Annotated in this window: 12 protein-coding genes; 3 read left to right on the plus strand and 9 right to left on the minus strand. The window is 56.6% G+C overall.

Annotated elements, in window-relative coordinates; translation table 11 throughout:
* Positions 1–48 precede the first annotated feature (48 nt).
* The 4 genes from RTW82_RS26030 to RTW82_RS26045 all read right to left on the minus strand — a co-directional run bounded on the left by RTW82_RS26030 (position 49) and on the right by RTW82_RS26045 (position 4,304).
* On the minus strand, positions 49–1,521 hold the full coding sequence (locus RTW82_RS26030) for an aldehyde dehydrogenase family protein (RefSeq protein WP_316926902.1): 1,473 nt from the start codon (positions 1,519–1,521) through the stop codon (positions 49–51).
* Between the two features lie 240 nt (positions 1,522–1,761).
* The gene (locus RTW82_RS26035) at positions 1,762–3,093 is read right to left on the minus strand and encodes an MFS transporter (protein ID WP_316926903.1); all 1,332 of its coding nucleotides are present in this window, start codon (positions 3,091–3,093) and stop codon (positions 1,762–1,764) included.
* Between the two features lie 115 nt (positions 3,094–3,208).
* Positions 3,209–3,376: a YhfG family protein gene (locus tag RTW82_RS26040; RefSeq protein ID WP_316926904.1), complete on the minus strand. Its 168-nt coding sequence runs from the start codon at positions 3,374–3,376 to the stop codon at positions 3,209–3,211.
* Between the two features lie 88 nt (positions 3,377–3,464).
* Positions 3,465–4,304 carry a LuxR C-terminal-related transcriptional regulator gene (locus RTW82_RS26045; RefSeq protein ID WP_316926905.1) on the minus strand — a complete coding sequence of 280 codons (840 nt, stop codon included), beginning with the start codon at positions 4,302–4,304 and terminating at the stop codon, positions 3,465–3,467.
* 101 nt (positions 4,305–4,405) lie between these two features.
* On the opposite strand from RTW82_RS26045, the gene RTW82_RS26050 reads away from it, so the two are divergent.
* Positions 4,406–5,212, plus strand: a complete 807-nt coding sequence (locus tag RTW82_RS26050; protein ID WP_316926906.1) for an XRE family transcriptional regulator — start codon at positions 4,406–4,408, stop codon at positions 5,210–5,212.
* 323 nt (positions 5,213–5,535) lie between these two features.
* Here the strand turns inward: RTW82_RS26050 and RTW82_RS26055 are convergent, their stop codons facing one another.
* The 3 genes from RTW82_RS26055 to RTW82_RS26065 form a co-directional block, all read right to left on the minus strand.
* Positions 5,536–7,758 (minus strand): DEAD/DEAH box helicase, encoded by a 2,223-nt coding sequence (locus RTW82_RS26055; protein ID WP_316926907.1) that lies wholly within the window; start codon positions 7,756–7,758, stop codon positions 5,536–5,538.
* Complete coding sequence (locus RTW82_RS26060; protein ID WP_316926908.1) at positions 7,755–8,624, minus strand: DUF1837 domain-containing protein; 870 nt, start codon at positions 8,622–8,624, stop codon at positions 7,755–7,757. The genes RTW82_RS26055 and RTW82_RS26060 overlap by 4 nt, the downstream gene beginning before the upstream one ends.
* Before the next feature lie 101 nt (positions 8,625–8,725).
* The gene (locus tag RTW82_RS26065; RefSeq protein WP_316926909.1) at positions 8,726–9,865 is read right to left on the minus strand and encodes a DUF3883 domain-containing protein; all 1,140 of its coding nucleotides are present in this window, start codon (positions 9,863–9,865) and stop codon (positions 8,726–8,728) included.
* A 287-nt stretch (positions 9,866–10,152) separates the two neighbouring features.
* Here RTW82_RS26065 and RTW82_RS26070 point away from each other — a divergent pair, with 287 nt between their 5' ends.
* Entirely contained in the window at positions 10,153–10,536 is a 384-nt protein-coding gene (locus RTW82_RS26070; RefSeq protein ID WP_410478853.1) for a nucleotide pyrophosphohydrolase, read from the plus strand.
* Between the two features lie 29 nt (positions 10,537–10,565).
* The gene (locus RTW82_RS26075) at positions 10,566–12,422 is read left to right on the plus strand and encodes a DUF2075 domain-containing protein (protein WP_316926911.1); all 1,857 of its coding nucleotides are present in this window, start codon (positions 10,566–10,568) and stop codon (positions 12,420–12,422) included.
* A 16-nt stretch (positions 12,423–12,438) separates the two neighbouring features.
* On the opposite strand, the gene RTW82_RS26080 is transcribed toward RTW82_RS26075, so the two are convergent.
* Positions 12,439–13,860, minus strand: a complete 1,422-nt coding sequence (locus RTW82_RS26080; protein ID WP_316926912.1) for a hypothetical protein — start codon at positions 13,858–13,860, stop codon at positions 12,439–12,441.
* Positions 13,824–14,387 carry a restriction endonuclease gene (locus tag RTW82_RS26085; protein WP_316926913.1) on the minus strand — a complete coding sequence of 188 codons (564 nt, stop codon included), beginning with the start codon at positions 14,385–14,387 and terminating at the stop codon, positions 13,824–13,826. Before RTW82_RS26085 ends, RTW82_RS26080 begins: the two co-directional genes overlap by 37 nt.
* Between the last annotated feature and the right edge of the window lie 14 nt (positions 14,388–14,401).

Genomic DNA, 14,401 nt, shown 5'->3' on the forward strand with positions numbered 1-14,401 from the left:
GTTCTCTGGCAAGGGCCGGTGCGGCCTGGGCGGCACCGGGCCGGCGCGCTAGCGTTGGTACCACCCCCAGGGCGCGTCGGCCTGGTACTGCGTGACCTGTTTCACCTCCAGGTAGTTGTCGAGCCCCCAGGTGCCCAGCTCGCGGCCGAGCCCGCTGAGGCGGGTACCGCCCCAGGGCGCCTGGACGAAGGTGGGTTGCGAGCAGTTGACCCAGACCACACCCACCCGCAGTTGCCCGGCGATGCGGTCGGCGCGGTCGAGGTCGCTGCTCATCACGGCGGCGGCGAGGCCATAGAGGCTGTCGTTGGCCATTTCCAGCGCCTGCTCGTCGGTCTTGAAGCGCTTGACGCTGAGCACCGGCCCGAACAGTTCGTGGCGCCAGAGCGGGCTGCCGGTGTGGGGCTCGTCGAAGATGGTGGGCTCGATGAAATAGCCCGACAGCAACCCTGGTGGGCGCCGGCCGCCGGTGAGCAGGCGTGCGTCCTGCTTGCCCTGGGCGATGATGTCCATCACCTGGCTGTAGCGTGAGGCGCTGACCAGCGGGCCCATCTGCACACCCGGCTCGGTGCCCGGGCCGATGCAGATATCCCGGGTCGCCTCCACCAGCCGCTCCAGCAAGCGGTCGGCGATGCCCTCCTGCACCAGCAGGCGCGAGGTGGCGCTGCTGACCTGGCCCTGGTTCCAGAAGATGCCATACAGCGCCCATTCCACGGCGGCGTCGAGGTCGGCGTCATCGAAGACGATAAGGGAGGATTTGCCGCCCAGCTCCAGCGTCAGCCGCTTGATGTCCGCCGCCGCGCCGCCCATGAGCTTGGCGCCGGTGACCAGCCGGCCGGAGAAGGCCAGCTTGTCCACCTCCGGGTGCAGGGCCAGGGCTTGCCCCGCCTCGCCGCCCAGGCCCGGCACTATGTTCAACACGCCCGGCGGCAGGCCCACCGCATGGGCGGTGTGGCCCAGCTCCAGGGCGGTGAGCGAGGTGAACTCCGAGGGCTTGAGCACGCAGGTGGCGCCCGCCGCCAGGGCCGGGGCGACCTTCCAGGCGGCCATCAGCAGGGGGAAGTTCCAGGGGGTGATCAGCCCGGCCACGCCCACCGGCTCGTGGCGCAGGCGGCAGCTGAAGCGTGGGTCGTCCAGTTCCAGCGGCTGGTCCTGGCGATCGTCCAGCTCGCGGGCCAGCCCGGCGTAGTAGCGGAAGCAGGCGATGGCATCGGCCACATCGCGCTCGGCCTCGGCCAGCGGCTTGCCGTTGTCGAGCACCTCCAGCAGCGCCAGCTCCTCGGCACGGTGCTCCAGGTCATTGGCCATCGCCTCCAGGAAGCCGGCCCGCTCGCTGCCCCGGGTACGCCCCCAGTCGCCTTCGAAGGCGCAGCGCGCGGCGGTCACCGCCTTGTCCACCTCCTTGGGGCTGGCGGCCGCCAGGAGCTGGATCTTCATCTCGGTAGCAGGGTTGATGCTGCTGAAGCGGTTGCGATGGGTCGGCGCGACCCAGCAGCCATCGATGTACAGCGTTGCTGCAGTCATGGTGATTCCTTCACGCATTACCAGCCTGGGCCCGGTAGCTGGCAGCCGCCCGGCCCCCCTATGGCACGCCACCACCCCGCCTCGGCGGGTGGCAACGCACCAGAAGCCACGCTAGCAAGCCGCTGGCGGGCGACTTAACCGGCAGGGGGTAGATTTGCGCTGGCGGCGCAGTGGGCGAACTCGCACCGGTAATGGAAAAAAGCGGTCGGCGCCAACAAGCACACGCCGACCGCCCGGGAACTAGCCCTCGGCCACGGCCAGGTGCTCGACCCGGCGCAGGCCCATCACCAGCAGGGCCAGGCTGGCCAGCAGCATGGGCGTGGCGATCCACAGGAAGAAACCATCCAGGCTGCCCGCCACCGCGAACAGCCAGGCACCGAGCATGGAACCGACGATGGAACCGGCGCGCCCCGCCGAGAGCGCCCAGCTCACCCCCGTGGCCCGCGCATGGATGGGGTACAGGGTGGCGGCGACGATGCTGAGGTTGGCCAGCAAGCCGCTGAGGCCGAAGCCGGCGATGAACACCATCGCCAGCAACGGCGAGCCGCTGCCCAGCTGGGTGCCGATCAGCGCCAGGGCGACGGCGGCGAAGGCGGCCTGCACCGGCAGCACGCGCCGGGGCCCGAGCTTGTCCAGCAGCAGCGCCATGACGATGCTGCCGAGCACCCCGCCCAAGGGGATCATCGAGGCGATGGTGGCGGCCTCGCTCACGCCATAACCGCTGGAGCGGAGGATGGTGGGCAGCCAGTTGGTCAGCAGGTAGAAGACGAATAGCCCGCAGAAGAAGGTCAGCCAGAGCATCAGCGTGCGCAGCGCCCGGGCGCCCTCGAACAGGGTGGACAGCGGCGAGCGCGGCTGCTCGGGCAGGTCCCCCAGCAGGATCGCGCCACGCCAGCTGGCCTTGCCACCGATGGCCGTCAGCAGGCGCAGCAACGCCTTGCGGTGGCGCTTGCGGCCCACCAGGAAGTACAGCGATTCCGGCAGCCAGCGCATCAGCACCGGCAGCAGCACCAGCGGCGCCAGGCCACCGAGGGCGAGCATGCCCTGCCAGCCCAGGCTCGGCATCAGCCAGGCCGCCACGCTGCCGCCCATGGCCAGGCCGAGCACGAAGCCCGAATAGCTCAGCGTGGCCAGCAGCACGCGGCGCCGCTTGGGCGCGTACTCCGACGACAGGGTGATGCAGTTGGGCAGCACCCCGCCCAGGCCGATGCCGGTGACGAAGCGCAGCACCACCAGCTCCCCCATCCAGGTGGCGAGCGCCGCCATCAGCGTACCCAGGGCGAACACCAGGATGCCGCCCAGCAGCACCCGCTTGCGCCCGAAGCGATCCGCCAGCGGCCCGCAGGCCATGGCCCCCACCATCATCCCGAACAGCCCGGCCCCGAAGGCCGGCGCCAGCTCGCTGCGGTCGATGCCCCACTGGGTGATCAGCTCCGGCGCCACGTAGCCGATCACGGCGGTGTCGAAACCATCCAGCAGCATGATGAGGAAACACAGAAGCAGCACCCGCACCTGCAACCAGGAAAGGGGGCTGTCGTCGATGATGTCGGCGATACGCACGGACCTAGGCATAGAGGCTTCTCCCCGAAGCGATGCCCGGAATGGGCAAGGCCACGCTAGCAACGGGGAGAAAATCAACGCTATGGCGCGGGCGGTAGAGAGGGGCAGGCGGGAGTGTAGGACGCGGTCAGACCTCGGAGCGGTAGGCACTCAGCACGGACTCACGGGAAGGCAGCTTGCGCTCGCCATCGGCAGCTGAGGTATCGAAACCCGCCAGGCGCAGGCTGGCTGTGTAATTGGATTGGCGCGCCTTGGCGTAGTAGGCCCTTTTGGCTTGCAGAGACGGCGTTGGCATCGAGAAGCCTCCTTTCAGCAACCGGCTGATTCTGGCGGATTGCCTCTCCGCCTCCCCCATCGACGGGGGCGGTCATCACGTACTGCAGTCACCCTTCGGCACGCTGCTGAGCACGGTTGCGGCGCTGCGGCCGGCTGAACAGCCCCGCCCCCATCAGCTCGCGCACGAACAACCCGAAGAACTCCGCCTGGCTGCCGATCTCCAGCTTGTCGTAGAGGTTGCGCCGGTGGACCTTCACCGTGCCGCGGGTGATGCGCAACTGGTCGGCAATCTGCTGGCTGGAATACCCCTGCAGCAACAGCTGGGCGATCTTGTGCTCGCGCCGCGTCAGCAACTCCTCGCCGAAGCTGCTGAACACCGTGCGCACATGGGTGGTGGGCAGAACGGCATCCGCCGCTGGCTCACCACGCGCCTTCCAGGCCAGGCGCACCACCTGTGCCACCACCGGTTGCGCAGTCCGCAGCAGGCGCATCTCCTCCTCCGTGAACGCCGCCCCGCCCTCCCCGCGCATCAACGACAGCACCGCCCGGCAGTGCAAGGCCGGCGTGGTGAAGTAGCCCAGTTCCTCACTCAGCCCCAGGCGGTGGTAGTAGGCCTGGAAGTAGTGATTGCAGCGGAAGCTGTCCGGCGACAGGGCACGCATGCTGTAGAGCCCATCCGGCTCGCCGAACAGGCAACCGAGGAAGAACGGATCGAGTATGTGCACACCGCTGCGGTAGTCATTGACGAAGGTGGCGCGCAGCTCGGCGGGAAAGGTGTGGAACAGCGGCAAGGGCGCGTGGCTGCCTTCATAGAGGAACAGCGCGATGTGATCGACCGGGGCGATGCGTTGCAGCCAGTGGGTCAGGGCCTGGAGTTGGGGTTGGCCTGGGGGTTGGGCCAGGACAGCTGTTATTTCGTGGGCCCATTCAGCGAGATGCACACTCATACAATCGAGCTCCCTCTCAATACACAGGAAGCCAAAAATACAATCATAGTTGTGAAATAAACACAATCTTGATTGCTGTGCGCTCTTGTAGATTGCGCCGCATGAAAATTACCGACCGTTTAGACGTACTCGTGCAGGCACGGAAGCCGGATATCGATATACGGCGGATAAAAAGGGATATTGCTGACGCGTGTGGCCTCTCGTACGAAGCGGTACGGAGGTGGTACAGCGGCAACACCGAAAACCTGCGCAATGACAACCTCATCGCCATTGCCAGGAAGTACGACACCACCATCGACTGGTTGCTGACCGGCACAGGCGCCCCGCCACGCAGAGACAGCGCTTCGGTGAATATCCAGACCTGGATAACCACCGCGCAGGCCAGATTCAGCAAGCTCGAAACGCCCATCACGGTAGACGCAATTCAAGCCGTGCTGGAAGAGTTGAAAGGGGCCACCAGCCAGCAAACCGACGCTGTTGGCTGCAAAGAGATTTCAGTCCCCTACTACAACTTCGATCAGTCGCCCTCCAGCGCTCCGAGGCCGGTGGATTACAGTGAGACCATCAGCAGCCTGACGCTCAATGAAGCCTTCCTGCAGGAAAGGGCTGCGGCGTACTCGAATGCAGAGCAACTGGCCATTGTCATCCTCTGGGACAACAGCATGGCCAACACCCTCAACGACCGCGACGCCGTCATCGTCGACTGCGGCGTGAGCGCCTTCAACGGGGATGGCCTCTACCTGATCAACTGGGCCGGCCACCTGTTCATCCGCCGCCTGCAGTTGGCGGGGCAAGACCAGCTCGAACTCATTGCGGACAACCCGACCCACAACCCGCGCACGGTACCGATGGCGGATGTGGAAGTGCGTGGGCGGGTGTTGGTGGGGTTTGCGATTAGGAAGTTCTGATCTGCGACGACCGGGTGCCTTGGCTTGCTCAGAGATGCACCTCGCAGATCCCCCTAATCAGGCCAGCCCATTAGTAGGACGAATGTCCAGTCTTCTTGTTCGAATAATGCAGAGCCAGGTTGCGCGAGCAGTTCTAGTCGAAGTGGAATAGCCACACGACCAGAGCGCAGGCCAGCGCATTGCGTTAATCAATGTGGCCCACTTACAACGCCGCTTACTCTTCCAGCAACTCATGCATCACAGCAAAATGCCTGTAGGACGTCGGACAGGCCTCAATGGAGCGTAGGAGCTGTTATCGGTCCACATACCGCAGTACTTTCATATCAAATATGCTTCTCTAGTATCTTTCGCTCAAAACTAGATAGTTTTTCTAGAATCTTCGGTCGCAGTCTAATCTTCACCCTTATCTCTTCAATACTTGTACAGTCACTCAATCCTTCCTCAAGTTTTGCAACAATATCCGAAGGCACTCCTGAGTCTTTCAGCGCTATCGCCTGAGGACTTTCAAATCCATACTGGAGAAGAGTAATTATCCAAGAAAGGGATATTTCTTTTTTACCCATCTCCTTTGCCACAAAATTATAGAGACTTGAGAAGCAAACCAAATATTTGGGAAGGGAAAACTCAAAATATCTAGCTATCAACTTAAAAGCATTCCGAATTCTAGTATCCTCACTTTTCCCAGACTGGGCGGATATCATCTGCTTGATAGACGGATGATGATATACGTGATATTTCACCAACCTACTTAACTCAAATATATTAAAGCTTTTATCAGAATACTCTTTTTGAGAAAAAAGATACATATGACACAGCTGAAGAATAGTATCCAACACTTCTTTCTCAGGATAGCTTCCCGAAAAATATATATCATCCACCAAAGCATGGTCTGCACGCAAAACAGCAATAAGCGCCATCTGCTTTTCTATCGATATATATTTATTACCTTTAACTAGAGAGAGAGGAATTTTAGAGACATTCAGCTCATGAGTAATCAGCTCTTTAGTCTTTCTATGTTCCTCTGTCAAATCCCCGTCTCGTATCCTCAAAACCTCATCAGTCGCGAGCTCATCACTATCGAAATAATGAAATAACACTTCATCTTTTTCATCTTCCGGGACATCCACAAGATTAACGACTCGCCCCGTGAAGTGATGGAGAAATCTACCTGCACGGCCTTTAATATTTTTATAATCAAATCCCGTCAGATTCTCAGTTCCTTTTTTATTACTCAAAATAATTACATTTTTTGCAGTTGTATTTACACCCTCAGTTAGAGTTGTAGTGCAAACCAAAGAATTAATTTTTTCAGCATTAAAAAATTCGACTATCTCACCCTGAATATGCCTAGGCATTGCCCCATGATGAAATGCAACCCCCTTCTTTAGATAGTCAATAAGACTCCACTTATCAGATATGCTCTCAGAAATATAATCTACGAGCTCCGCCACCCGACTAGAGCAATCCAGCGCACTATATTCGCTAATTTTTTTTGCGATCGTCTCAACGCCACGAGTGTCCTTGTAATAAAAAATCTTCTGCTCCTCAAGAGCACCCGCTATTCTCTTAATATTTGTCTCATCAGTCGCGGCCTTATTGAAATACTTATCCCCCAATCGAATCTTCTCACCGACTGGTATGCCCGACAGATCATGAACTTCTTTCTGTACGATTTCCGTTGAATACCTAAGAAAGGTAGATTTTGTCTTATCAAGGAATCTTTCACTAAATCTCTTGAAGTATGGTCCAATCAAATAAAAATCAGCACCAGAGCTTACAAGACTATACAAAACACTCGAAAAGACAGCCCTTCTATCCAAGTCATCTTGAATTTTGTAGATTTCATCCATTGCAAAAAAATCGAACTTCAACTCTGCGTTTTCTTCAAGAAGCAAATCTAACTTCTCAGGAGTCAAGACATATATTTTATTGGGATTATCACTTGATCCAGAGGTATTATTTATAACTTCAAATCTTGAAAAATTCGGATTGCTTTTGAATTTTGCAACCGTTTCAGCCATAAGCGCAATAGTCGGCATAATAATGGCTACCGACCTGTAATTCATTTGGAGTATTATCTCTTGAATGGCCATTGTCTTGCCAAACGAGGTTGGAGCACTAACGACTAGCCTTTTTACCTCGCGAAACTTATCAATAATTTGTTTCTGCTGCCTTGTAAGAGTAGTTCCATACTCAGTAGTGTAAACAGCCCTTCTAAACTCCGCAAAGTAGCTCAGCGACTGCTTCCACTCGGCACTTCTCCGGCCCAGCATATCTAAGTACAGAAAATTCCGAGAGGCATCAATACAGTCATGGAGTAGAGCCACCTCTAGCTCGTTCAGAGAGCTCTTCTCCGCGACATGGCAGATTACCGCCAAGGCTGCATTTATTTCACTTTCCTCAGTGGAGTATGACAGGAGTAAATTCGCAGCCTCCAAAGCCTCATCTGCTAAGACTTCATTGCCCGACAAGATCTCCTTAGTAAAATATTCAGCCTTAGAAATAGCTAGCGCTCGCGCTTCAGGAGTGTCAAAAATAAAATTCATTTCATCACATCCTCAACAGTCTCCAAGTAGCTCTTAACAACATCAACAGATTTAAAAGGAAACAATATGAATACTAAAGACACATTATCCGGCAAGACAGGCACCTTCGGAGAAATACGCGACTTAAGCTTTTCTAAATTACTTCTAAGCTCATCACGAAAAGTATCACTTACAGAATCATTACCCCCAACGACCTTACAATCATAAGTTAACAAAACGGGGATTTTAATCTTAACACTACTTATAGATCGGCCTTTAAATACAGCCTGGAGCTTTTTCAAATACTCAGGAGAAATACCTTTATTAGCCTCTATATTTGATCCAAGAATTTTAAACTCACCCTTTAAATAATCCAGCTGCAGATGATCCTCTATGGACTTGAAAGCATCAGCGATTGCATTACTGACCGAATTATGAAATTTAGCTTCCCCTAGCCACAAACACACGTCATCGTTTTCAACTGTAAAATGTGCGCAGTCAAAACCCTTTATCTGCTCTTTTACAGAGCTTCTAAGCCTAACTTTGGTGACGAATCTCTGCGGATTGGCTGGGTAAAAAAAATAAAGGGCTAAGAAAAGAAGAAGCTCACCATAGTCCCCTTTCTTATCTTTCCTGGCCTCAGAAATTCGCCCCCAAGCTGTGCGCCTGGCCTCAATAAGATTCCCTGAAGAACTGAAATCCTCAAATTCATTCGGAGTAAGAGCGAAATACTCCACTGAGTCCTTTATCAACCTCCCCAAGTCTCGCTCACGATATACTTTCCCCTCATAGTCTAAATGAAGCTTCTGAAAAATGTCTCCCCCGACCGTTTCCAACTTAAATATTTGATTCTCAACATATGGCCTTAGATTTTCTAAGCTTTGCATAATATGAATCCTAAAAGTAATCGCCTAAATCAAACAACCAAATCCCGCCGAGACATTCGCTTTCAAACCGCATAAATCTGATATTTATTACTCAATTAAACTCAGAATGTACGTAGAAAGCTTGCCCTAAAATCCATCGCTTTCAGATGAAGCTGCCCCGACAAATCCCCTCTCAGAATGAACAGCCTTGGATCACTCCCGAGCTGAAACACCCGATACAGACAGAACTGCTCCTCCATCTCCCTGGAGAACTCCAATTCGTTGTGGCTAATCACGAATGAGGTGGCGATGCCGCCGTTGGTGGCTTTCACCTCGATGAAGCGATGCCTCTCTTCGTTCTCGAAGGAGAGGATGTCGTAACCCGCGCCATCGCCCCGGGTATCCGCAATCCATTCCAGGCGCTGGAACAGTTCGGGATGGCCCGCTTTGAACAAGCGGTGCTGTTCATAACCGATGACCCATTGCTCACCCGTTCTGCCCAGCTTGCGGTTGGCTTCGTCCCGCGCGGCGTAGTCGAATTTGCGTGGTAAGCGCTGGCGGCTCTGGCCTGGGACGACAAGCGGCTGGCGCTCCTCCTTCCGAGGGGACTCAACCAGCACGGCTGAATAGGTTTTCTGCGCTGGGGTTTTCACCTCTTCCAGCGCATCTACGATCTTGCCGACCAAGGCGTGGTGGCGGGTGATGTAGTCCTGCACGGACTTGCGCAGCAACAGCTGGCTGTTACCACGCGGTTTGTAGCCGGCAATGAAGGGCAGACCCAGGCCGGCGAGTACGGCGCTGATGTTCTGGTGCTTGAGTTCGACGGAAGCCTTGCTGCGGCCGTTGAGCTGTTTGCGCAGGGCTTCGTTGTGGTCGGTTTTCTTGTAGGCCAGACCGTCGGCTTCAAGCCGCAGCATTTCGAAGTAGTCGGTGACGGTGGAGTGCACTTCCTGCTCGGACCAATCCTCACCGATGCGGATCACCTCATAACCCAGGGACTGCAACAACGGAACAACGGTGGCTTCACCGCCGGAGAAGTCGTCCGCCTTCAGCGGGCCCTGGTTGGGGAACTGTTTGCCGAAGGCGACGCCGACGATGGCCTTGGAATCGCAGTGCTCGCCATTACGGGGATTACGGACCAGATAGTCCCTGGATTTTCCGTAACCGTAGCGCTGGAGGAAAGCGGTACGCCCCAGTTGCGAGAACTCATCCAGAGCGGCCTGAACGGCTGCGGGGCTCTTGAGAAGAGAGAGTTGGGGCACCGACTACGCATCCTTGCTGTAGGAGATTTCCCGCATCTTTCATCGTTGTCCTACACGAAATCAAGTACGAAAGTGCTCAGATGCCTTGCCCCCTACTCTGCAAGATCGCCCTGCAAGCCTTCTAGATCAATGGTTTCGCTGAAAATAATGGCCTTTTGGCATGCGCAGCCACTACTAAGGTCTACAGACGAGTGCTTACAATCTTTTTCATCTGGTCTGAAGGACGTATCGTGTCGAACTGAGCGATCCGGTTCGCCGGTCGCGTTCATGAACGATGGGATACCGCTGTGACGAATACCTCAATGCCCACTGCCCCGCTGGTCGATGTCGCTGGGCTGGCCGCTGCGCTCAAGCAGTTCGCCGATGACCGCAACTGGGAGCAGTTCCACTCCCCCAAGAACCTGGCGATGGCGCTAAGTGGAGAGGTGGGTGAACTCACCGAGATCTTCCAGTGGATGACCGAGGAGGCTTCGCGGGATGCCGCGCGCAACCTGGATACGGTGCAGGCGGTGCGGGAAGAACTGGCCGACGTGCTGATGTACCTGGTGAGGCTGGCCTCGGTTCTGGACGTGGATTTGAACGCGGCGGCGCAGCAGAAGCTGCAACGCAATGGTGAGAAATACCCGGTGGAGAAAGCCAGGGACACGAGCAAGAAGTACGACCAGCTCTGAGGCTGGGCGTTTGCCAGGGAAGACATCACTTGATCGTTTACGAAGCAACGAAGAGACAGTTTCTGCAGGATCACGACAACGACGATATCGAGGACGTGATCCATCAGCATTTCAAGACGGCCACGGGCAAGAAGGTGGCCGCCTCGGAAATCAATTCCTGGAAGCATTCACTGGGCTACATGGCCAAGGTGCTGCGGGACGAGGGCGTGCCCGAAAGCGCGGGCCTAGCCATCGAGCTGCACATCCCCCAATCGTCCAAGCGCATCGACTTCACCCTGACCGGCCATGACGATGCCGGTGCCAAGCATGCCGTGCTTGTCGAGCTGAAGCAGTGGGAGAAGGCGATGGCGACCGGTAAGGACGCCATCGTGAAGACGGCACTGGGCAATGGGCTGCGGGAGGTCGTTCACCCTTCCTATCAGGCTTGGTCCTATGCCTCGCTGCTGGAGGGGTTCAACGAGGCGGTCTACGAGAAGAGCATCGCCGTTCGCCCCTGCGCGTACCTGCACAACTATGTGCGTGACGGGGTGATCGACTCACCCCATTACCAGGGCTACATGGACAAGGCTCCGCTCTTTCTGAAGGGCAAGGACGAGTTGGAGCGGCTGCGGGCCTTCATCAAGAAGCACATTCGCTTTGGCGACTCGAAAGAGGTGCTTTACGAGTTAGCGAATGGGCGCATCCGCCCATCCAAGGCGCTGGCCGATTCGCTCAAGGGGCTGCTGGCCCAGCAGGCGGAGTTCGTGCTGATCGATGATCAGAAAGAGGTCTACGAAGCGGCGATTGCGGCGGCCAAGGTCGCTTCCGAGCAGCAACCCCGGGTGTTGATCATCGAGGGCGGCCCGGGGACGGGCAAGACGGTGCTGGCGATCAACCTGCTGGTTCAGCTCACGTCATTGGGCTTGGTGGGCAAATACGTGTCGAAGAATGCAGCGCCCCGGAAGGTGTATGAGTCGAAACTGGTGGGCTCGATCACGCGTAGCCGCTTTTCGCACATGTTCACGGGCTCGGGCGCGTTCATCGACACCGAGCCGAATACCTTCGACATGCTGATAGTCGACGAAGCGCACCGACTTAATGAGAAGAGCGGCCTGTACGGCAACTTGGGCGAAAACCAGATCAAGGAGCTGATCGACTCATCGAAGTGCACCATCTTCTTCATTGATGAAGACCAGCGGGTGACGCTGAGCGACATCGGTAGCAAGCAGTCCATCCGCGAGTTCGCCAAGGCCAAAGGCGCGCTGGTGGAAGAATACAACCTGGCTTCGCAGTTCCGCTGCAGCGGTTCGGACGGCTACCTGGCGTGGCTGGACGATGTGTTGGGCATTCGCCCGACCGCCAACCAGCAACTCGATGGCAGCGAGTATGAGTTCAAGGTGTTCGATACGCCGGAAGTGCTGCACGCAGCGGTAGAAGCGAGGAATGCAGGTAACAAAGCCCGCGTGGTGGCGGGTTATTGCTGGCCCTGGCGCAGCAAGAAGGATTCGAGCGCGGACGATATCGTCATCGGCGAGAACTACCGCCGGCAGTGGAACCTCGATCAGGACGGCAGCCTCTGGATCATCGCGGAGAACTCGATCGAACAAGTGGGCTGCATCCATACCTGCCAGGGGCTGGAGGTGGATTACATCGGCGTGATCATCGGGCCCGATCTGTTGGTGAGGAACGGCCAGGTCATCACTGCGCCGGACCAGCGCGATAAACACGACAAGTCGATCCGTGGCTACAAGAAGCTGATGAAGGAACACCCGGACCTAGCCCGCCAGGAGACGGACCTGATCATCAAGAACACCTACCGCACGCTTATGACGCGCGGGATGAAGGGGTGTTATGTGTTCTGTACGGATGCGGAGACGGCGGAGTATTTGCGGGGGCGGTTGGCATAGCCGCACTCGCCGATGCTCATATGTAGCGAGTGTGCCGTTCGATCAGGCATTGCTGGTCGTAGTAGGCCATGAACGGCTTAAGCGCTGAAAAGACCTGCTTTCTGGAGGCGCTATCCAACCAGCTGTCGTCATCCGCAAGAGCTTCCAGCATCGCCCGCATGACGTTTTCGAGCGCGTAAAGGTCATTGGAAACCTCCGAACCCGCCACGTAACTCCGAATGCACTCGGCCAGTTGCTCATGACTGGAGCATGGCTCGTCGATGCCCAACTTGGACAACATGTATCCGAGATATCCTCTGCCCCCTTTAAGCAGGGTTGCCATGGCGAGATGCAGCTCTTTGCACTCGGCCATATCGAAGAATGCCCTTTCACAGCCATAACCTCCGCCATGGTAGAAGGCTTGAAGTCGCTGCACTGTCTCTACCAAACCTATTTGCAGATGATTGTCGCCATCCAGCAGGGGAACGCTGCGAACATCAGTATAGGGGCCCGCCTCTTCCCAGCATCGAACGTATTCCCTGGCAGACTGCCTTGACGCTATAGGGTGTATCCAGCTCTGCAGGCCGCCATAGTTTTTCGTCAAGGCCCAGCTCAGCGCCGCAGGTAGCAACTCCTTAGTTAGCCAGTTGAATGCCTCTTCGCATGACCATTGCCCGATTTCATCCGTCCTCTTGATGAAGAAGCTCGGGTCCCAGAGGATCGCCACCTCGTTCTCATAACAAAGGTCCTCAATCTCAGCCCCCCAGAGAAAGCCCCGGTAACCACCTGCCTTACATGGCATCAGCCTGTTGTGAGCCTCGTGGAATATGTGCCAGGGAGAGGAGCCATTACGGACATCATGCGCATTCGCAAAGCGCAGTGTTGCACTCCAGACCCACGAGTCCAGCTTGCACAGCACAACGCGAGTGCCAAGCCAGGAAACGAAGGGGAAGTTCCCAGCCTGCCAATCCGACTCCTGCCGGTGCAAGGCTGCGATGTACTGTTCCGACAGTTCGTCTGCAGCCCTAATCAGCTCTTCTAGAGCTTCGGAAGGGAGTGAGAATCTGCTGTTGCCCAACTCAACAATTTGCTGCTTTTCAAACTGCCCTTTGAAAAACGGCCTGCACTGCGTAGTCCAAGGTGCATCTGAGGAACCAAGGAAATTCTCCAGGAGCCATTTTTGACTCAAGGAAACCTCTACCCCGGAGGTATCAGGCAGCTTGATGGAAATCAGGGCAGAGCCGGGGTATTGATACTGGCCACCACATGGAAAAAGCGCGTTAATTTCCACATAGGGACGTCTTATGAACCCAGCTATTTCGCTTATATGCCGCGTCACAAGGGCGCTCTGATCTTCGCCTTCCTGACGCAGATACTCTCGGGCCAGCGAAGAGCTTTCAGGCCTGGAGTCCTCAAGGGCTCTCAGAATGAGCTCTTGAAACCAACTCTGCGCATCCATTGGCTGGCGAACTGAGAGAGTGAAATTTCCCCGAAGAACTTTGCCAGCACATCAGGAGCGGTCTGGAGCTTTTCTGTCAGATGAAGAGCGGTCCATAACTCGCCGTCGATACCTCGCTGCGCAAGCCGCCTTTGGGCCTCAACCCAACTCATCGCGAGATTGCCCACGCCACGACTCGCGATGATGATCACGAACTTCTTTGCAACGTGTACCCATGGACCGTCGAGGAATGCATCGACTGCTTTTAACAAGGCCGGGGCCGTGAAGTTCCGCCAGCATTTGCATTCGAAAACAACCAAGTCATCGGGGCGTGCGCGCTGAAACGCGAAGAGATCGATTCCGTGCTGAGATCGGTTTCCCGTCTTACCGAGTAGCTGACACCCCTGAAGCTGATGGTCCTTCCTGATCAGCCACCAGCAAAACTGCTCGAACTGTTCAGGACTCATTCTTTCGAACTGAAGCACAGTGGAGCCGAGAGGATGAGCTTCATTGAACTGAGTGACGGGGGCGCTTTCGCTCATATGCATACCCCACTCCTGGG

The organism is Pseudomonas sp. zfem005 (genome assembly GCF_032621735.1).
In the GTDB taxonomy this organism is placed as follows: Bacteria; Pseudomonadota; Gammaproteobacteria; order Pseudomonadales; family Pseudomonadaceae; genus Metapseudomonas; species Metapseudomonas solani.